General features: G+C 46.8%; 21 protein-coding genes. All 21 read right to left on the bottom strand.

Features of this window, described 5'->3' with window-relative positions; translation table 11 throughout:
- Positions 1–257: 257 nt before the first annotated feature.
- Positions 258–953 (bottom strand): TIGR03936 family radical SAM-associated protein, encoded by a 696-nt coding sequence (locus E4K68_RS14605; RefSeq protein WP_135379671.1) that lies wholly within the window; start codon positions 951–953, stop codon positions 258–260.
- Between the two features lie 6 nt (positions 954–959).
- On the bottom strand, positions 960–2,816 hold the full coding sequence (locus E4K68_RS14610) for a TIGR03960 family B12-binding radical SAM protein (RefSeq protein ID WP_135379672.1): 1,857 nt from the start codon (positions 2,814–2,816) through the stop codon (positions 960–962).
- Positions 2,817–2,962: 146 nt separating this feature from the next.
- Entirely contained in the window at positions 2,963–3,838 is an 876-nt protein-coding gene (locus E4K68_RS14615) for a M50 family metallopeptidase (RefSeq protein WP_135379673.1), read from the bottom strand.
- 317 nt (positions 3,839–4,155) lie between these two features.
- Complete coding sequence (locus E4K68_RS14620; protein WP_135379674.1) at positions 4,156–4,941, bottom strand: M23 family metallopeptidase; 786 nt, start codon at positions 4,939–4,941, stop codon at positions 4,156–4,158.
- Positions 4,942–5,037: 96 nt separating this feature from the next.
- Positions 5,038–6,198 (bottom strand): rod shape-determining protein RodA, encoded by a 1,161-nt coding sequence (gene rodA / locus E4K68_RS14625; protein ID WP_135379675.1) that lies wholly within the window; start codon positions 6,196–6,198, stop codon positions 5,038–5,040.
- Positions 6,199–6,352: 154 nt separating this feature from the next.
- Positions 6,353–6,631, bottom strand: coding sequence for a cell division topological specificity factor MinE (minE, locus tag E4K68_RS14630; protein WP_135379676.1), 279 nt, complete (start codon positions 6,629–6,631; stop codon positions 6,353–6,355).
- 29 nt (positions 6,632–6,660) lie between these two features.
- The gene (minD, locus tag E4K68_RS14635) at positions 6,661–7,455 is read right to left on the bottom strand and encodes a septum site-determining protein MinD (RefSeq protein WP_135379677.1); all 795 of its coding nucleotides are present in this window, start codon (positions 7,453–7,455) and stop codon (positions 6,661–6,663) included.
- Between the two features lie 33 nt (positions 7,456–7,488).
- Entirely contained in the window at positions 7,489–8,172 is a 684-nt protein-coding gene (gene minC / locus E4K68_RS14640) for a septum site-determining protein MinC (RefSeq protein WP_135379678.1), read from the bottom strand.
- Between the two features lie 112 nt (positions 8,173–8,284).
- Entirely contained in the window at positions 8,285–10,402 is a 2,118-nt protein-coding gene (gene mrdA / locus E4K68_RS14645; protein WP_135379679.1) for a penicillin-binding protein 2, read from the bottom strand.
- Between the two features lie 502 nt (positions 10,403–10,904).
- The gene (mreD, locus tag E4K68_RS14650) at positions 10,905–11,411 is read right to left on the bottom strand and encodes a rod shape-determining protein MreD (protein WP_135379680.1); all 507 of its coding nucleotides are present in this window, start codon (positions 11,409–11,411) and stop codon (positions 10,905–10,907) included.
- Positions 11,412–11,413: 2 nt separating this feature from the next.
- Entirely contained in the window at positions 11,414–12,280 is an 867-nt protein-coding gene (gene mreC / locus E4K68_RS14655) for a rod shape-determining protein MreC (RefSeq protein ID WP_135379681.1), read from the bottom strand.
- 18 nt (positions 12,281–12,298) lie between these two features.
- Positions 12,299–13,318 (bottom strand): rod shape-determining protein, encoded by a 1,020-nt coding sequence (locus E4K68_RS14660; RefSeq protein ID WP_135379682.1) that lies wholly within the window; start codon positions 13,316–13,318, stop codon positions 12,299–12,301.
- Between the two features lie 79 nt (positions 13,319–13,397).
- Entirely contained in the window at positions 13,398–14,081 is a 684-nt protein-coding gene (gene radC / locus E4K68_RS14665) for a DNA repair protein RadC (protein WP_135379767.1), read from the bottom strand.
- Positions 14,032–14,688: a Maf family protein gene (locus tag E4K68_RS14670; protein WP_135379683.1), complete on the bottom strand. Its 657-nt coding sequence runs from the start codon at positions 14,686–14,688 to the stop codon at positions 14,032–14,034. The genes radC and E4K68_RS14670 overlap by 50 nt, the downstream gene beginning before the upstream one ends.
- Before the next feature lies 1 nt (position 14,689).
- Positions 14,690–14,953: a DUF4321 domain-containing protein gene (locus E4K68_RS14675; protein ID WP_135379684.1), complete on the bottom strand. Its 264-nt coding sequence runs from the start codon at positions 14,951–14,953 to the stop codon at positions 14,690–14,692.
- A gap of 353 nt (positions 14,954–15,306) precedes the next feature.
- Complete coding sequence (gene cimA / locus E4K68_RS14680; protein ID WP_135379685.1) at positions 15,307–16,944, bottom strand: citramalate synthase; 1,638 nt, start codon at positions 16,942–16,944, stop codon at positions 15,307–15,309.
- A 281-nt stretch (positions 16,945–17,225) separates the two neighbouring features.
- Positions 17,226–17,477 (bottom strand): hypothetical protein, encoded by a 252-nt coding sequence (locus E4K68_RS20425; RefSeq protein ID WP_158291431.1) that lies wholly within the window; start codon positions 17,475–17,477, stop codon positions 17,226–17,228.
- Positions 17,478–17,719: 242 nt separating this feature from the next.
- Positions 17,720–18,352: a redox-sensing transcriptional repressor Rex gene (locus tag E4K68_RS14685; RefSeq protein ID WP_135379686.1), complete on the bottom strand. Its 633-nt coding sequence runs from the start codon at positions 18,350–18,352 to the stop codon at positions 17,720–17,722.
- Positions 18,353–18,481: 129 nt separating this feature from the next.
- Positions 18,482–19,180 carry an SPOR domain-containing protein gene (locus E4K68_RS14690; RefSeq protein ID WP_135379687.1) on the bottom strand — a complete coding sequence of 233 codons (699 nt, stop codon included), beginning with the start codon at positions 19,178–19,180 and terminating at the stop codon, positions 18,482–18,484.
- A gap of 129 nt (positions 19,181–19,309) precedes the next feature.
- Positions 19,310–20,320, bottom strand: a complete 1,011-nt coding sequence (locus tag E4K68_RS14695) for an inorganic phosphate transporter (RefSeq protein ID WP_135379688.1) — start codon at positions 20,318–20,320, stop codon at positions 19,310–19,312.
- Positions 20,313–20,939, bottom strand: coding sequence for a DUF47 family protein (locus tag E4K68_RS14700; RefSeq protein WP_135379689.1), 627 nt, complete (start codon positions 20,937–20,939; stop codon positions 20,313–20,315). The genes E4K68_RS14695 and E4K68_RS14700 overlap by 8 nt, the downstream gene beginning before the upstream one ends.
- Between the last annotated feature and the right edge of the window lie 109 nt (positions 20,940–21,048).

Consider the following 21,048-nt stretch of genomic DNA (forward strand, 5'->3'; position numbering starts at 1 on the left):
GTGTGCGAACGGGCTAAGACACTTCCTCCCCGTTCCCAGCCCAGAGGCGCAGCTCAGTACGCAGCGAAGAGGTGCGATTTTTGCTTAGTGAACACTTTAGCGGAATTGCGTCAATGAGCGTAGATGCCAAGGCGTGAAGAAACTCAACGGTTCACATGCAGAAAGCCCAGAGGTTTTGAGTTTTAGCCTTGGCATCAAGCGAATAGCAAATGCAGCGTGTGTGAACAGGCAAAATCGCACCTCGGAGCCTCGGCTCATCAAGCCTCATCGATTGGTGACTTCTTCTCCCCCTGATAACTCACATGAACTCCCGTCCTCTTAATCTGCAATGCCTCCAAATCAAGCGGCAAATTCTCAAGCTCGCGAAGGCTCGCCAGAACTTCCTCTGGACGAACACTCCCAGCGTTCCCCATCTCAACTTCAAGCTCAAAAACAATCTCATCCCCACGGATTTCCGCCTCTAACTGCTTAATCCACGGCCGGATGTCCTTATCCGTTGGTCCTTTTTTGGAATAACGTGAAAACGTCACATGTTCCCGAGCGAGCCAAGCGCCCACCGCTTCTTGCAATCGTTCCGCTTGAATCGGCAAAGCCATCGGAACGCGCATCCGATAACTCGCCGCATTGAGAACTGCCATCAGAGGCTTCGCCCCTTGGTTCAGAGCACTTACTTGCAGGAGTCGAATTCCAGGAGGCAATTGCTCCTGAACACGTCCTAAGACTTCTCCCAAATCCATGTCTTGCTCGAGGTCAACATCCACGTACTCCCGCTCCCCTTCCGTCCCTACCGCAAGGGCAAAGCCGAAGGAAATTTTGGGACGTGGGTTAAAACCCTCCGAATAAGACATATGGATTCCAGCCCGACGGATCGCACGTTCAAACACCCGTGTCAAATCAAGGTGTGCGATATACCTTGCATCTTCTATTTTGGTATAGGCGATTCTTAGCCGCATTGGCACTCACCCTTTCAACTCAATCTGAACTCCTCTGCCCGGGCAAATACCACACCCGGTACATTGGTCATATCGGCAATCGATGGTCTTTGTTTCCTGCAGTGCCCGATGGTGCTCTTCCATCATAAACTGCTTTGTCACACCACTTTCCAGATGATCCCAGGGTAAAATATCGTCATAGTCTACAGCCCGGTTAGCGTAAAAATGGGGATCTATTCCTAGTTCTTTAAATCCCTCCATCCACACCTCTTCGTGGAAATGCTCAGACCAACCATCGAATCGGCAGCCATGTTTGACCGCCCATTCCAAAAGCGGTGCCAATCGCCGATCTCCTTTAGCAAAGACCGCTTCGAGATAACTCGTTTTCACATCATGATAACTATATTTAAGTCGACGATCTCTCAATTTATCTCTCAGATACCTCTGCTTCAAATCGACTGAAGCTTTCGATTCCTGCGGCTCCCATTGAAACGGGGTGTGAGGTTTGGGAACGAAGAAACTCGTAGAGATTGTCACCGTGATATTCCTACGACCAAGCTTAGTTCCCAGATTGGCAACCTTCTTCGCCAGATCAACGATACCATCAATATCTTCCTGTGTCTCAGTTGGTAACCCCACCATGAAATATAACTTGATGGTGGACCAGCCCTTCTTAAACGCTTCCTCAACAGCCGTTAAGAGGTTTTCTTCCGTGACCCCTTTATTAATCACGTCGCGCAAACGCTGTGACCCTGCTTCTGGAGCAAACGTCAACCCGGATTTACGAGCCTTCTGGACAGTATCCGCCAAACCGACATCAAAGGAGTCAACTCGCAGGGAAGGGAGAGAAACTCCAACCCCTTCTGCCCCATGCTTTTCCAGGATGTTCTCAATCACTGGACGAATACACGTGTAATCTCCACTCGAAAGAGATGTCAGCGCGACCTGATCATACCCCGTCGAACGAACCAATTCCTCCGTTTGCTTCATTAGCGTTTCCAGCGAGCGCTCCCGAACGGGTCGGTAAAGCATCCCCGCTTGGCAGAAACGACATCCCCGAGAACAGCCGCGCATGACTTCAAGCATCATCCGATCATGCACAATTTCCATGTACGGCACCACTGGGTTCGTAGGGAAAAACGCTTGATCCAAATCCTGAACTATAGCCTTTTCCACAACCGCTGGAACACCGGCCTCCGACTCGATTTTCTCGATTCGTCCATCCGCTTTATACGATACATGATAAAATTCTGGAACATAAACCCCTTGAACCTGTGCAACTCTCACGAGAAAGTCCTTCCGAGAGACAGGCTGTTTCTTCTGTTCAGCTATGAGGCGAAGCACCTCTGGCAACTGCTCTTCACTCTCCCCGATGAGAAAGAAGTCAACGAATCCAACAAGGGGTTCTGGATTAAACGCGCAAGGGCCTCCTGCTATGATCCAAGGATCTTCTGGCCCGCGTTCTTCCGTCCGCATCGGAATCCCCGCTAAATCGAGCATATTGAGAATATTGGTATAACTCATTTCGTACTGAAGTGTAAATCCAACCACATCAAATGCTTTGAGTGGTTGAAAGGATTCCAATGCGTAGAGTGGAATCCCCTTTGCTCGCAGCGTCTCTTCCATATCCACCCAAGGAGCAAAAACCCTCTCACAGAGAAATTCCGGGAACGAATTAACCAGGTGATATAGGATTCTCGTCCCTAAATGAGACATTCCCACTTCATACACATCCGGGAAAGCAAAGGCCATCTGCACTTCGGTTTTATCCCAATCTTTGCGAATTGCATTCCATTCTGATCCTAAATAGCGGCTAGGTTTCAAGACTTTAGGTAAAAACCGTTCGACCTGCCGGCGTATCTCCGCCGCAGTAAAATTACTCATGGTGTCAGCGAGGCCTCCTTGTACTCTATTGTGAACTCACATTATATCATATATAACATAAATCCCCAATATTTTGGGTCATATTCGTCATATGCCCGAGGCATTAACCCGCTTCAATAGTTTTGGTTATCTTCACCAATTCAATACTAAAGTTTACCTACCGGGAAGCGAATCCCCTCCCGCAACATTCCTTCCACTACATCTGTCTCAGTGAGAGTCTTACCCATCTTCATTTCCTCTGTCGCTAGGGAGACCAAAGCGTAGCGATCAGGGGTAAACTCCTCAACGATCCGCACCAAGGGAGTATCTCTTTGAACCGTCAACCATTTACTACGCATCAGCCCTTTCCGCAATAGTTCTTCCTTCTTACGTGTTAACTGCCTGAGAAAGGTAATATGAGCGGCTGAGATTTCTTTACTCCCTGCCAGCCAAAAGAAGCCTCCTAAAATAATAAAGGCGAGTGGTCCTTCCGAGAACTTTCCCCATCCCCAAAGAAGCATTCCCCATAGGGCCAATAGAATACCCAACCCCTGGCCAGACCTTGCCAAAAATTTCGTGCTCTTGACGAATCCAAAGCCTTCTGCGCAAAGGGACCGCATGACACGGCCTCCATCTAGCGGTAAAACGGGTATCAAATTAAAGGCTGCAAGCCAAAGGTTATATCGAACGAAATCATCCGCAAAATCCCCTTCCCACACACCATTCCACCTTAACGCCTGGGCCGAAAATAAGAGGACCAAGTTAAAAGCAGGGCCCGCCAAGGCCATGACACTTTCCTCAAGTTTCCTCCCCTCAAAGAGGTCATCACAGTACGCCGCTCCACCAAAGGGAAAAAGTTCAAGCCCTATGACTTTAAATCCATACGCCCTCGCCGCCATAAGATGGGCTAACTCATGGCCTAAAACCAAGGCAAAGACGAGAAGAGCCTGGGCCATTAAACCCAGGACTCCGTAGAGTACCAAAACCAGCAGAAATGTGGGATGGATTCGGATGCTCACCCCAGATATTTTTACGAGTTCCATCACTTCTCCCCCTCAACATTCCTCAACCATTCTCTATTATTTTTCTATCACATATTAGCCGTTTCCTTACCGTTTCTTACCGTTTCCATACCGTTTCTCTTACCGTTTCCTTACTCGCGGAAGCATAATTGCAAAGAGAGAACTTTAGCGGAATTTGCGTAAGCGAACGTAGGCGACGGCGCAGGACGTGCCTAGTGTCGAATGCGCCAAGGAGGGCATAGCATTCGACCAGAAATACCCGTGGGTTTTGTCGTGTAGCCTAATCGTCAAGTGAGTAGCAAATGTAGCGTGTGCTAACGTGCATTTATGCTGGAGCCTCAATTCTTAGTTTTCGGCGGCACTAGATACGGTATCGGATTCACAGGCTGGTTATTCTTCCTCAACTCAAAATGTAGCCAGGGCTTCTTCAGAGGTGCGGAGAGCCCAACCGTTCCGAGCACATTCCCTTTCTCGATCCGTTGACCCTTCTGAACGGAAATTCCACCTAGGTTCCCTAAGACAGTCGTCCATCCATCTCCCAAATCCAGCTTCACAATCTTGCCCAATTGGGGATCTTCTCCCACCAAAGTTACAATCCCACTCGCTGGGGCAATGACGGGTATTCCCAAAGCACTCTCCACGTCAATCCCATTATGAATTGAACCCACGGCATTGCTTCCGCCTTCCCCTTTTTCTCCAAATCCAGCAACAACCTGTCCAGAAATGGGGGGTAGAAACTGTCCTTTCATTTTGGCATCCACAGGAACGTCCTTACTCCCGACACCGCCCATCGATAGGGCATCTTTTGCCATACCATTTAAGGAATCGTAATAATTAGCCGAGTCCATCGCGCTTCGATACACCGAATGGATCATTTGCGAAAATGGATCTGAACTATTGGCACTAAAAAAAATTAATAAAAAGACTATCGCAGAAATGAGTGAACGCTTCTGAGTTCCGTTCCAGTGGTTCAACCAATTCCCCCAACCTGTCTTCACAGGATTTCGATACCGTCCAAGTTGGGGATTAAAGCGCGGTGCAGATTTGCCCCGGCCCTGCTCTTTCCCTACCTCATGGATTGCCCGTTCCCATTCCCAGTCATCCCAACGTTCAAAAGGATTCATCCCGCTCTGCCTCACTTCTCGCGTTATTCAGGCTCGTACATCCCTTGAAATAGTCTATGAGAGGGCAAAAAAAAATAGAACTTAAGAAAAGTTCTATTAAAACATGAGTCTCTGACGCCTTAAATTAACACTGAGAAGCAATCCGACTGCTGCCATATTGGACCACATCGCACTTCCCCCGTAGCTAATCAGCGGGAGCGGAATACCCGTGACTGGCATAATCCCCGAGGTCATACCCACATTCACCAGAATATGAAAGGTAAACATCGAGATAACGCCCGTAGCAATCAACATTCCATACGTATCTCGCGCTCTTAAGGCGATACTCAAACTGCGGACAATAAAGATCAAAAAGATAAAAAGCAACGTAATAGTCCCTATGAACCCGAACTCTTCCCCCACCACCGAGAAGATAAAGTCAGTGTGATGCTCCGGCAGGAAGTTTAATTGACCCTGTGTTCCCATTCTGTACCCTTTACCCCATAACCCTCCAGAGCCAATGGCCCAGATGGATTGGATAATATGGTATCCATCTCCAGACATGTCGGCCGCTGGATTCATAAAAATGGTCAGGCGCTTCAGCTGATATTCTTGCATGGGAAGGGGAAGACCTTGTGCCCAGTGGAGCCATCCTGGCAAGTTCGTCGCGAAGTGAAGCCACAACGCGATCCCAATAATGCCAGCCCCGCCCAATAACAGTCCCCCGAATTTTATGGGATTTGCTCCTGCCACAAACATCATACCGATAAAGATAGCCGCAAATACCAAGGTTGTTCCCAAATCAGGTTGTTTAAAGATCAGGAGCATAGGCACTAGTACGAACAAAAATGGCAAAATGAAATCTCGGAAATTATCAAGCTTTCCCTTACGTTCCGCTAGGAAATCCCCTAACGTGATAATAATAAAAATCTTGGCAAATTCTGAAGGTTGGATTTGAATCGTTGACGTGATCGGGATCCAACGAGTCGCCCCTTTAGCTGTGGCTCCAAAGAGTATCACTGCTAAGAGCAAGACCATGTTCAGTCCATAAATCCACCATCGCAAGCGCCGCCACCTCTGGTAATCAATCACAGCGAGAACAGTCGCAATGAAAATTCCGCTCATAATCCAGTAGGCTTGAACCTTAACATAGTGTAAAGGACTGGATTTATCCACATTAATTGACGCGGTACTCAAAATAACCAGACTGGCTGCTAATATGAGAAACGTAAATAAGATGAATAAAAGATCTAAGTTTTTCAGGGTCCGTCTATCCACGTTAAAATTCCCCTTTTGATAGAATGGCTTCCGTATGTCATTATAGCACATCGATAAGCTCAGTCCCAAACGCATAAACAGTGCTAAAACAAAAAAGCCAGGTGGTTACCCCCTAGCTTTGCAATCCAAAAGTTTCAATAGTTTTTTATGTTTATTATCCCTTGATCGCGTAGTCTCGCTTCATCTTCACGACTGGAATGTTGGCTACTAAAGCCACTTCGCGATCGTCTTGACATAGATTAAATTCAAGTGCCGTCTCATCAATCTCCATGTAATTGGAGATAACTCTGACTAGATCTTCCCGCAATTTGTTAAGCATGGCAGGCGAAATGCTGGCACGATCATGAACCAGAACGAGCCGAAGGCGTTCTTTGGCCACCGTCTTGCTCGAGGCACTTTCCTTGCCAAGCATTCGACTGATAAATTCTAACAAGGACGATTCCTCCTCTCAGTACCGAACGATCAACGTATGCCAATGAGTCTCTTGAGTTTATCCATCATTCCTAAGGGAACTTCAAGGTTCATCAGTGGTACGTCTTCACCTTTAATCCGCCTTGTAATCCGCCGATAGGCCTCTCCAGCTTTGGACCCTTGATCTAGTACAGCTGGTTCACCACGGTTCGTAGAAATCACGATACTCTCGTCCTCTGGAACGACACCGATCAATTCGATGGCCAAAATATCCAAGATATCAGAGATATCCATCATATCCCCACGTTTAACCATATCTGGACGAATCCGGTTGATGATAAGTTTCGGATTTCTTAACTCCGCCGCTTCCAATAAACCAATAATGCGATCCGCGTCACGCACAGCACTGACTTCAGGTGTGCAAACGACGACCGCTCGATCTGCACCAGCAATTGCATTACGGAAACCTTGTTCGATGCCTGCTGGGCAGTCAATAATTGCATAGTCAAATTCTTCTTTGAGTTCCATCGATAATGTTTTCATCTGTTCTGGACTTACGGCTGTTTTATCTTTCGTTTGTGCAGCTGGAAGTAAGAAAAGACTCGCAAACCGTTTATCTTTAATAAGCGCTTGTTTCAAACGGCAATTCCCACTCGTCACATCCACCAGATCGTAAACGATGCGGTTTTCCAATCCCATGACCACATCGAGGTTACGCAACCCGATATCCGTATCGACCAGAACAACTTTATGCCCTGCGGCAGCCAGTCCTGTGCCAATGTTTGCGGATGTTGTTGTCTTGCCTACGCCCCCTTTTCCGGAAGTTACAACGATTACCTCACCCATAGTTAGACCTACCTTTCTGAATAATTCTCTCTTTTATCGGGTCTTGCCACGCCAACCATTCATCCCCATGGATTCTACCATCAATTGGTCATCTTTGATTCTAGCAATTTCTGGACCCCGCCCTTCGGCTTCATCATCTGGTGCCCTTGTCACTAAATCGGCAATACGCAATTGAGTAGGGGCTAGATGATAAGCACTCACAGAGGCTTTCCGCTCCCCCGTCGCTCCCGCATGGGCAACCCCACGAAGAGAGCCTAGAACGATAATATTCCCAGTTGCAATAATTTCCGCACCAGGATTAACGTCGCCCAGCACTATGACATGACCCTCAAATTGGACACTCTTCCCTGAACGAAGAGTGCGTTCCACGAAGAGACAACTTCCTTCCGTCATCCCTTCATCCCAGAGGCGCGTTTCTTTCTCTTCGGTTACATAGGACTTTGACTTATTGGGTACGTACACTTCTTCCGCAGTTAACCAACCCGAAAGCTCCAACTGGAATTGTCCTAGTACCGTTGCCAACGTAGCATGTTCTTCCTCAGAGTACTCTTTTTTCCCTGCGTAGCATCGGATGGTCGCGCCTTGAAGGAATTGAACAGAGTTTTTCAAAAGGTTATCGAGTTCATTCATCAGCAATTCAAAGTCCGCAGCTGGATCAAGGTATAAAACCAATCCTTCACGGGTGCCTTTAAGTGCCACATGTTCAGTCCGTGTCAACCTGCACAATCCCCCATCGCTGTTCATAATTCAATGCTCTCTTTAAATTCTACAAGCCTGTCCCATTTCCCTTTTTACAATAAAAAAAAACGAGGACAAATTTCCTCGTTTTTTAGCCACCATTCGCGGACTTCCAACCAAAATATTGCATAAAGGCCGCCTCAGCGACTTTACCAGCCGTTCCTCCACCGTGTCCCCCAAATTCCACAACCCCTGCAAACGCAATCTGGGGATGATCATAAGGGGCAAATGCTACGAACACTCCGTTGTATACTTCCCCAGAGATGGTATCTTTAGACCCAATCTGGGCGGTTCCTGTTTTACCTCCCCCCGTGAATTCCGGCAAATCTTGGGACATAAAATTGGCTGTCCCTTCTCCTGACGTTACAGCGGACATTCCCTTTTTGACCGTTTCTAGGTCATCCGGAGAAATTGACACTGTGTTTACCACCTTGGGTTGAGTTTGCTGAACCACCTTCCCGGTGATAGGATCTAAGAGTTTATCGACCACATATGGACGAAAATGCTTCCCGCCATTCACCATGGTAGAGACGTAATTCGCTAATTGCAAGGGGGTGTAGGTGTTATACCCTTGCCCGATGGCATTGTTGTAACTATCAAAGACTTTCCAGTCAACATTTTGACTGACCATTTGCTTATACCAAACGTCCACTTGCTTAATCTCGGAGTCTTTTGCCGTTTGAAGCTTCTGCTTGGCCTTCGCATCCGTGGCCTGCGCAAGTTTCGGTGCGTAATCACTTTCAATCGTTGCCAGCTTTTTATCGCGTGACGCGCTATAAGTAGGGCCAAAATAGGATTTCTTCCATTCAGCCGAAGGTGCGATACCTTCTGATTCTCCAGGCAAATCAACACCAGTGTAAACGCCTAACCCGAATTCATGGGCGATCTGGGCTATCGTTTCAGGATTGGAATCAAAAACTCGGCGTCCCATTACTTCAAAGTAAATGTCTGAGGATAAGGCTAGCCCCCGATAAAGATTGATCCCCCCCCTGAAATAGTTCCCTCCCCATTCCGGGAAACCTTGTTGCTGAGAGGCGAGATTTCCTAGAGAAGATATGACGTCGTCAACCCGTTCCTCTGGCGTGGTCACTTTTTCTTTCAAGGATGCCATTGCGGTCACCATTTTAAAGACTGATCCTGGTGGATACAATCCTGACAACGCCCGGTTAAGTGAAGCCGCTTCCGAGGCAAGTTTAGGATCTTGAGGCCAATACTTATCTCGTATCGCGACCGTAATATTACCGGTCAATTCGTTGGGATTCATCCCTGGACGAGAGGCCATTGCCAGAATCTTGCCCGTATTGACATCCATCACCACAGCAGCAGCTGACTTGGCATTCGGATTCGTGTTTTTCTGAACGTCCAGAATGACTTCATCCAGTTTATCTTCAACGACCTTTTGTAAGTCTGCGTCAATCGTCAGCTGAACCGTCTTACCCGCTTGAGGTGCTTGAACCACTTGTTTACTAACAGGACGGGCGTTATTATCCACTTCAACTTGTTGAACTCCTTCTTTACCCCGTAACCAGAAGTCGAAGGATTTTTCAACCCCCATCTTACCGACCATATCTCCCTGCGCGTACTCAAAACCCGCCTTTTGCGCATCAGGATTCTGGTTAAACTGAGCAATCTCCTTAGGCCCAATCTCCTGAACATACCCCAGAAGCTGACCAACCAACGTGTTCTGAGGATAGGACCGCAGTGGGATCGCGTCCACACTCACACCCGGAAGCTCATCCTGATGCTCGGCAATCACAGCTTGGAGATTTTTAGGGACGTTATCAAGGATCGTAACAGGACGATAGCGTTCCCACTGATGATTTTGGATATTGACCAAAATATCTTCCGTAATCGAATCAACCGATTGATTGGGATTAGGCCAGTCCTGTTTAATGAAACCCGCTAATTTCCGAACAACCTCTTTCCAATCACTGCTTTTAGACTGTTGCAAATCCATCCAGTCTAAGTTAAGAACGAACTCAGGCACACTCGTCACAAGAAGTTTACCGTTTCGATCCACAACATCCCCCCTAGTAGGAGGAACCTTAACAAGCTTCATAACATTTCCCTTAGCCATGGCAGTATAATAAGAACCCTGAGCAATCTGTAAATGCCAGAGGTTAAACCCCAGAATCGAAAAAACGAGAACCACGAAAATGCTTAGTCCCGCGATTCGATAAACATAAGGTTTTCGTTCTCTATCATCCATATCTGCTAACCTCCTGTCCCTTCGTAGTTCGATATTCGATATTCGTGGTTCATGATTCATGGTTAGAATTGTGAATCCGATTCCGCAAATCGAAGAATGAATCAAACTATGGGCCTTTGTAACGAAGAACAAGCGAACTTCGTTGCCTTAAAGTCTTGTGCAAAGCATAAGACAATGCCACTCCATAAAAAACAACTGAAAACCGACCCACTTCCACCTATAGCGCTTTTGCATCAAAGATGCAACAGCAACACTCCCCCAGCGCCTTTGCGTCAAAGACGCCAATAGCCTAACCCGTTCTAACTCCCGTCGACCCAAGCCTGGAGGAAGTTTCTTAGCTTAGAGAGCACTTTAGCGGAATCGCGTCAATGAGCGCTGACGCCACGGCGTGAAGAAACGCAACGGTTCACATGCAGAACAGCCCAGAGGTTTTGCGTTTTAGCCGCGGCGTCAAGCGAATAGCGATGCAGCGTGTGCGAACGGGCTAAGAAACTGACGACCTCTATCGCTCATATCTCGGCCGATAACGCAAATAGCCGTGAAGGAATGACCTGTGAATGAACGGGTAGGTCACCGGAACTAGAACCGCATTATACAAAGAGACCCCTATCACCAAACGAGTGATATCCCCAAAAGACCATTGGAGCCCCGCCCCTAGGCTCAAAAAAGCTACAAGAATCTGTCCTATTGCGGTTACGAGAAAAACCAAAAAGGTGGTTAAAAGAAAATTTTCTCGATACCAGCGTTCCGCGAGCCAATAGCTCACAAAAGCAACAACCGCCAAAGTAAGCGTATACATACCAATGTAGCGCCCCAAATATAAATCTTCTAATAGACCCGCACCCAGTCCCCAAATCACACCGGAGGGCGACCTGTGATGCACGGCTATATAGATCGTCAAAAGCATAAGTAAATCCGGCTTAATCCCCGCCCAAGCCCAAAAGTGGAAAAGTGTTCCCGGTAAAATCAAGCTCAAGAGAAACATAATCGCAATCAAAACATATCGCATGATTATTTACCTACCGTTTTAACAATATAAGCCTCTTCTAAAGCTTCAAAATCGACTAATGGATCAATATAAGCCGTTTTGAGTAAGCCAGAAGGATCAAGTTGGATATCCTTGATTTTTCCGATCGGGACATCTTGGGGGTAAACCCCACCGAGACCTGACGTCAGCACTAGGTCTCCTGCATTAATATTATCATCTCGCCGGAAGAGCATTTGCAAATTCCCCTCGGGAGTCAGTCGAGAACCTCGTTTATAAGTCCCCTGTACAATACCAAAGGTTGCATTACCCGTACTACCGCGCACCAGAGCACTTACTTGTCCTTCTCCGTCAAGGACCATCAAAACTTCCGAGGTCGTCGGCGAGACCGAAACAATCTTCCCCACAAGCCCCAAATCGCCGATCACCGGGTCATTTGCCACAACTCCATCTTTGCTTCCTCGGTTTAGAGTCAAGGTTCGATACCAGGTAGTGGGGTTACGATTAATAACCGTTGCCCCTACTTTTTCAAACTTATCAAGCGTCGGGCTACGAAACTGCCCCTGATCAAGTTCTGTATAACGCATACCAGCCAAAACTTGTTCTTTCAGCTTAATATTATCCCCTGTTAACTGATCGACTTGTTTATGAAGTGCTTCGTTTTGGAGCTGCACCGCCCGAAAGTTCCACAAAACCTTCGTATTATCACGAATCCCATTTCCCAACTGGAGAATGGGTTTTTCTAACGGTCCTAAAGCGCGTTGTAAAACTCCCCCCACTGGGTTGATGAAATGGCTACCCATTCCCGTTAACCGTATACTAATAAGTACCCCTAACAACAGAAAGAAAACGAGAACCGCAATTCCCGTTACATTTACTCTTTTCCCCACCATAATTCCTCCCCGCTATTCTTAACTCTTTTGCGAGGCGGCAATTTTACGAAGGATATCTGCATTTTCCAGAACCTTCCCCGTACCTATAACGACACAGGACAGTGGGTCCTCAGCCAAGTGCACCGCAATACCCGTTTCATCCGAAATCAGATGATCAAGATTGCGAAGTAAGGATCCGCCACCTGCCATCATAATGCCGCGATCCATTATATCGGATGACAATTCCGGTGGAGTTTTTTCTAGACATGATTTCACCGCATCGACAATGGCCATAACCGGTTCTTGCAGGGCCTCTTGAATTTCCTCTGCAGTTACTTCAATCGTTTTCGGAAGTCCCGTTAGCAAATCCCGTCCACGCACCGTATATGAACCAGGTTCAAACTTGTACGCATATCCGATTTCAAACTTCAACGATTCAGCCGTACGATACCCGACCATTAAATTATAGCGTCGTTTAATATGCGCGACGATAGCATCATCCATTTCATCACCGGCTACTCGAATAGAACGACTTGTCACGATCCCACCCAAGGAAATAACGGCCACTTCCGTCGTTCCTCCCCCGATGTCTACGATCATGTTTCCAGTTGGCTCACTGACCGGAAGGCCCGCGCCAATAGCAGCTGCCATTGGCTCCTCCAAAATAATCGGGTCTTTCGCACCGGCTGCCATCGCCGCTTCTTTAACCGCCCGTTCCTCAACAGGGGTCACGCCTGAAGGTACACAGATAACCACACGTGGGCGTACAAAGGGATGTTCTGTTCCGAGTGCACGACCAATAAAATATTTCAACATTTTTTGAGTAACGTTGAAATCAGAAATAACTCCATCTTTCAGAGGACGTATAGCCACAATATTACTAGGCGTTCTGCCGATCATTTCTTTGGCTTTGTCACCGACGGCTAGGGGAACTTTAGTTGAAATATCCATTGCCACCACGGAGGGTTCTCGTACGACAATTCCTTTTCCCTTAACATGAACCAATGTATTCGCCGTTCCTAAATCTATTCCTAAATCCCTGCTAAAAAAGTTAAACATGGTTTTCTAAAACTCCTTCCAGCTTTCATATTAGTATACCCTATGATTTCGTAATCTACCAAATCTAATCGAAATCTAATTATAGAACTCCACGTTCCTTTAAGCTGATAAATCGATTATCACCAATAATGACGTGATCAAGTACCTCAATCCCGAGAATCTTCCCTCCGTCTGCCAAGCGACGGGTTACTTCAATATCTTCTTGACTAGGGGTAGGATCTCCACTGGGATGATTGTGCAATAAAATAATAGCGTTTGAATTGCGCCGTATTGCTTCTTTAAAACACTCGCGGGGGTGGACCAAGGATGAATTGAGCGAACCAATCGAGACTGGGCTAATTCCCAGAACATGATTTTTCGTTGAAAGAGACACAACACGGAAATGCTCGCGATCAAGGTACCGCATTTCTTCCATCACGATATGCGCCACATCCTGAGGGGAATTGACCACAGGTCTTGAAATCGGGTCAACAGAAACTGACCGACGTCCCAATTCCAAGGCAGCCTTTACCTCAGCGGATTTTGCTTTTCCTAGGCCATGTATTTGCGCTAACTCATGGACCGTTAGCTTTCCTAATCCCGATAATCCGCCAACCTCTGCCAAAATGCGTTCCGCCAGGGTCAAAACGTTCTCTCCTTTGATACCAGTACGGAGTAAAATCGCCAAAATCTCGCGGTTAGATAACGCTTCGGGGCCAACTTGACAAAGTCGTTCACGGGGTAGAAGTTCTTCCGGTAAATCTTTCAAACGCCGATAATCCATCATCCACCTCGCGTGAAGCGATATTTGTCTGCTCAATCCCCCACGCCCTAAGTTGTTCCGAGAGATATTCCATCGGTAAGCCAATGACATTTGTCAAGGATCCTTGAATGGACATGACAAACTTCCCCGCTTCCCCCTGAATTCCATAGGCCCCGGCCTTGTCCATAGGTTCCCCACTAGCCACGTAAGCCTTGATTTCCTCCGTTGAAAGTCGACGAAAATGAACCACAGTTTCTACCACATCTGCGACGAGTTTTCCTGATCCGGAAATCAACGCCACTCCTGTTAAAACAACATGTGTTCTATCACTTAGCCTATTTAGCATTTCTTCCGCTTCCGCTGGTGTTGCCGGTTTACCTAAAATGTGATTATCCAAAACTACCATTGTATCAGAGCCTAACACAACATCCAGCGTGTCCCCACCCAGTTCCAGCCAATGGGTTAATCCCGCTTCGGCTTTGCGTACAGCTAACGATTTGACCCCAGTTTTGGGCAACATCCCTTCCGGCAATTCTTCTGAAACAGAAGCTTTAACAAGTTCGAAGTCATAGCCCCCCTCGTGTAGCAGCATGGCTCTCCGAGGAGATGCAGAAGCAAGAATAAGCATTTTACCACTTCCTTGACAATAAATATCCTCCAAGTGCTCCCAAAATTGTCGCAATGGTAATGCTCATACGAAAACCAAAGGAAAGTGAGAAGAAAAAGAAATCCAAATAAGTATGGGAGGGTACATCGATGACGGCCGGCCGTAAAAACGGTGCAAAAATACCGTATTTTTCTAAGCCAAATCCAACTAAAGTCCCCAGGGCAGCGCCAATCAGAATAAGCAATACAGTTCTTCCCGTCCCCGAGGAATTTCGTCCCACCGCCATAGTTCATTCCCCTTCCCTCTATAAGTAGCTTAGCCAAAGCCTAAATCTCCTGACCGTGACTTCGTTTAAGTTTAGCATCTTCCCCTTTACTACGCAAGTTCGACACACTTCATCTTTTCTTTGAAAAAACGCGAAAAACAGCCTCTCTCAGTTCTAAGAGAAAAGCTGTTTGTTGGTTCTATCACACGGTCCGACGCCTTTGCGTGAGACGTAGCAAAACTCGATTATTATTAAGTCCGAGACATCGTGTTTTCACTCATGGTTGTCGAATTTATTCCGCCGGCCATGCGACAACGACGACGATGCAGGGCGAGCCAGGCATCCCGACCGCTTGCATCAAGGCGTTTAAGTCTCTAGTTTGGCGCGACAATCGTTGTGGTCGAGGACATGTCTCGCGAACCCTCTTTTGCAGTCCCTCTCCAAATAGTCCAAGTGATAGCATCGAGTAAAGCCTGGGCACTGGCCTTCAAGATATTTTTGGATACCCCTATAGTCCCCCAAACTTCTTGCTCCAGACGGGTATCGATAATTACCCGCACAATGGCTTCCGTACCACGTGCTCCGTCTAGAACCCTCACTTTGTAATCCACCAGTTCGCTTTTTCCCAGTATAGGGAAGAAACTAATAAGGGCCTGCCGCAATGCCGTATCCAGAGCATTCACTGGGCCATTTCCCTCCGAAGCAATCTGCACCGTATCTTCACCCACTTTAACCTTGACTACGGCGACAGAATCAAGTTCTCCTCTCAAAGGGTCGCTCCAGACATGATAATCCAAGACTTCAAAGGGTGGCGTGGTGAAATCTCCAAGTATCCTTAGAAGTAATAAATCGAGGCTCCCTTCAGCAGCTTCGAATTGGAACCCACTATGTTCCAACGCTTTGATCTCCACCATAGCTTTCTCAACTCGTGGATCTTCTTTAAGGATTTCCGGTTCAAAGCGCCTTAAACGTTCCAATATATTTGCTTTCCCTGCTTGATCTGAAATTAAAATACGTCGCTCATTCCCTACCCCGGCAGGGTCCATATGCTCAAACGTTCGTTGGTTCTTCAGAATCGCATCCACATGCATTCCCGCTTTGTGCGCAAAGGCACTCCGGCCCACATAAGGCTGCTTCTCATCGAACGGCGCGTTAGAAAGCTCTGCAACAAACCGAGAAAAGGAGGTGATCCTTGACAAAGCATCCTCAGAAACCACTTCAAACATCCCTTTAAGTTGTAATAATGGAATGAGCGTACTTAAATTAGCATTGCCACACCGTTCTCCAAAGCCATTCCATGTCCCCTGAATTTGAGTTACACCCGCTTCCACCGCGGCGAGGGAATTGGCAACAGCAAGTCCACCGTCATTGTGGACATGAACTCCAAGGTCTTGAGGCGCGAATTCCTGAATTACCGCTCTCACACCTTGGGTTATTTCTGAGGGCAAGCTTCCTCCGTTCGTATCACATAAAATGGTCACAGCCGCCCCGGCGTCAATAGCCGTAGAAATACATTTTAGAGCATAGTCCGGATTCTCCTTGAATCCATCAAAATAATGTTCGGCATCAAAGAAAACTTGACGTCCTTGGCTCACTAAAAAGGAAACAGACTCTCGAATTAAGCGGAGGTTTTCCTCTAAGGTCGTCCGCAAAACATCCCTAACGTGCAGATCCCAAGCCTTCCCAAAAATAGTAATCGTCTCAGCCCCAGAGGCTAAAAGTTTTAACAAAATATCACTATTCTCCGGAGCCTCCTGCACTTTGCAAGTACTCCCAAAAGCGGCTATATGCACCAAAGGAAGGTCCAACTCACGCAACTGCTGGAAGAACTCCTCATCCCGTGGATTTGCCCCTGGCCAACCCGCCTCCACATAAAGACTCCCCATCTCCCCTATCCGTTTCACATAACTGATTTTATCTCGTGTTGAAAAATGAATCCCTTCCCCCTGAGCTCCATCTCGCAACGTAGTATCGTAAACCGTAATTTTCTTCTTCCCCTTGTGCTGATCCATCCTTCTCCCCCTCTTCTTCAACAGAGCCTACGATTATGAAACTGCGGCCGCTTAGTCGTTACCTATGCCATCCGAAACTTCTATTTTCTAACTTGTATAAAAAAAGACCCGTCGCGAGTTCCAAAGAACTTGCCACGGGGCTTTTTTCCCACACGGTGTAGTTGGCACCATCCAACCTGTATCGCTCGGTCCAGACCCTCGCGGCGGAACCCTAGACACACTTCTTATAGCGCTATTATACGACAGATACCTATTGATGTACAACAGTATCAATCAATACTTTAAAGACACTTCAAGTGCATACGGACACTTGCTCCCCCAAAGAAGGAAGCAAAAGAACCGCTACACATTTCGACAGAGGTGTTAAAACACAAACGGGATTTATTCATGGATTGTCTAATATCGCGATACCAAGGAGCGTGGCACATGCAGAACAACCAAGAGGTTTCTCCAGCGCCTTTGCGTTGAAAGACGCAAACAGTTGTCCCATCGTCCCAAGTCAGTCGAAGGTTACCCCAGCGCTTTTGCGTCAAAAACGCAAACAGTCCCCACGCCCTTCCCCGCGTCGTTCCAAACCCCGTCGACCCAAGCCCAGAGGAAGTTTCTTAGCTTAGAGAAGCACTTTAGCGGAATCGCGTCAATGAGCGCAGGCGATTAATCGTTAAGAAACGCAACGGTTGACATGCAGAACATCCAAGAGGTTTTGCGTTTTAGATTAATCGTCAAGCGAATAGCGATGCAGCGTGTGCGAACGGGCTAAGACACTGACTCCCCTCTAAAACCGTTGCGCCCCCACATTAAAGGTCAACACTTCAAGGTTAACCGCCAGATCAACATTACGAAGCTCGATCTCCGGTGGGACATTTAATACCACTGGTGCGAAGTTCAAGATAGCTTGCACTCCAGCTCTAATCAATTTATCGACGATTTCTTGTGCGGCATTCGAAGGCACTGCCACGATACCAATTTGCGTACGGTTTTGTTTCACGACTTCTTCTAATTGATCTATGGGCTGTATCTCTACATTACCGATCGTTGTTCCTACTTTATTAGGATCTGCGTCAAAGACACTTGTAATAATGAAACCGCGTTCCCGAAATCCTTTATACGAACTTAAGGCCAAGCCTAGGTTTCCTGCTCCGACCAAAGTGACACTCCAATCCACGCTCAAACCGAGAATCTTTAAAATATGTTGGCGGAGGTCTTTAACATTATACCCCACACCCCTTGTCCCAAACTCTCCAAAATAGGCCAAATCTTTTCTGACCTGTGCTGGACTAACGCCAACTCCATCAGCGATATCCCCCGAGGAGGTGGTAATAATTCCTTTTCGATCGACATCAGTTAGGTGACGTGAATATACTGATAGTCGAATAATTGTCGCCTCCGGAATTTTTAGCGTTTTCAATGAAGCACCCTCATTTCTTAGGAATTTGCAAAAATTGTTAAAGTTAATTATATCACTATCTAGGAAAAACGCAATTTATATTTGTCATAATTTTCTGATTTGCGAGACATCCATAATCTTCTCTCTCTATTATTTACCAGAAAGCCGATTTATAACCCTTTGAGACTCAAAAAACAGAGACAATCCCAAAGCTTTCTGCTCATCAGGCACAGTTTTTTCTCGAACAAGGTTATACAATTGGTGGAGTTTTTCCAATTCCTTGGGCGGATAATCCCCCGCCTGAGTATCCCAGATCTCTTTTTCTTTAGCCAGAGTATCACTGGTCAACCCCTTTTGGAGTACAGTATTGGCATTTTGCAACAGTTTCACTGCTAGTTGCGAACCATTTCCGGCGACACGAAATGTCCGTTCCGGAAACACGATCTGTTTAGGAACGTTAGGAATTCCCTTTTCAGCAAGAGATTGCCGCACCCCTTGTAACTCGCCCGAAGAATACCCCAAGCCTACGCCAACCGCCCAGGGATTAGAGCTGGTCACTTCAGCATTAAATCCCAACACGGCAAGCTGCTCTTTTCTCAATTGCGCATTACCTTCGCTTTGAAAGACACCAACCTGGCAGGTCCAGAACGTCACTCCAGGGAGGCTCAACACGTTGACTGCGGAGGTATTACTCCCTGTGCTGTGGTTTTGCGCTCTGTCAGCTATCACGCCACTCGATTGACCAACAAGTTCTAAATAGACTTTACCGATTCCCCAGGTCAGCAGACCCAAGGCTAGCATTCCCAGGATCAAGACAATGACGATTCGAATTCGTTCTGTAGCTTTCATACCCCATTCCCCTTTCGTGTCATTCGGACAACCTTTCTATCGAAAGATATGAAGGCGGGGAAGGAAATAGACTTTGAAATACGAAAAGACCTTGGATCCTCTATCCAAGGCCCCCGTAATATAATAACCCTATAAAAGGAGTTTAGACAATACGGTGTATAAAAGTGCGGCAAGAAGAGACGTTGTAGGAATCGTCACAACCCAGGCGACGAGCATCTGTTGAGCTACACCCCAGCGCACAGCGGAAACCCGCTTGGCACTTCCGACCCCCATGATTGACCCCGAAACGACATGTGTGGTGGAAACGGGAAGATGGAGACCTGGGAATACGGTCGCTGACCAAATAACGATCGAAGACGTTAAATCTGCAGCGAACCCGTTTATGGGCTCGAGTTTAAAGATTTTGCCACCCATGGTATGGATGATCTTCCACCCTCCTGCAGCCGTTCCCAACGACATGGCTAACGCGCAGGCAAGTTTTACCCATAGTGGAGGGGTAAGCATCGCTTGGGATTGTAGTCCAGCTGCGATGAGGGCCATAGTGATAATCCCCATTGATTTCTGAGCGTCATTAGATCCATGGTTAAAGGCTAGCAATCCCGCAGAGATTATTTGCATTTTCTTAAAGCCGTGATTGACACGTGACGGTGATGATTTACCAAAAACAAAGGACAAGATCTTCATAATAATGAAGCCCAGGATCATTCCCAAAATCGGAGAAAAAATCAAGGCAGCAAGGATTTTCCCTAACCCCTGCCACTTTAACACGGAAAATCCAGCACTAGCAACGGCAGCTCCGGCCATACCACCAATAATAGCATGGGACGAACTACTTGGAATTCCTACATACCAAGTAATGAGGTTCCAAGCAATTGCGCTGAGCAAAGCAGCAATGACAACCTCTTGTGTCGCAATTTTTGGTGGAATAATGTCTTTCGCAATGGTTTGAGCAACCCCAGTGCTATAGAGAGCACCAATAAGATTCAATGCGGCGGCTAAAACGACAGCCCTTTTTGGAGATAGGGCCCGTGTTGAGACACTCGTGGCAATGGCATTGGCTGTATCATGAAAACCATTGATGTAGTCAAAAGCCAAAGCAAGGAACACAACAACGACTAACATTGCGCCTAAATTAGTCATATTTCAAGACCACGCTTTTGAGAAGATCTGCAATGGATTCACAATGATCTAAGGTCGTTTCAATGTGTTCCAGAATCTCTTTCCATTTAATGATCTCAATAGGGTCTTTCTCATGTTCAAACAAACGGGCCACTTCTTGACGGTAGAGCTTGTCCCCAGCACTTTCCAAGTGATAGATTTCTTCGGTCGCAGCCTGTATCACGGATTTTTTAAAATGAATGTTTCCTAAACAAGCGAATGCAGCCTTAATTTGCTCTGCTGCCAGGCCCACTAGATGGACAAGTTCTTGTGTTCCTAAGGATGGCTTACCTGTTCGGTACATATGCATACGTTCAACAGTACCTTCGGCAAAATCAACGATATCGTCGAGGACTTGGGCTAGTTTATAGATATCTTCGCGGTCCAAGGGGGTAATGAACGTGGAATTCAGTCTCTCCAAGATTTGAGTGGTGACATTGTCAGCTTCATGTTCGAACCGATGCATTTGGGCAGCATCTTCAGCTGAAACAGAGTCTTGCTGCATAATCCCTTGGAGCCTATCAAGTGATTTAGAAATGATTTCGGTGCTTTGGGCGAAAAGTTGATAAAATTTATCTTCTTTTTGTAACAAGCCAAACATAACATAACCTCCAACCAAAATTTCCTATATCAGATGGAACATGCAAAGGAAACCTAACTCGCAACCCTTCGACAAAAAGTACGAATATTAGATTCCGTGTGACTCCATT

It is taken from the genome of Desulfosporosinus sp. Sb-LF (assembly GCF_004766055.1).
In the GTDB taxonomy this organism is placed as follows: domain Bacteria; phylum Bacillota; class Desulfitobacteriia; order Desulfitobacteriales; family Desulfitobacteriaceae; genus Desulfosporosinus.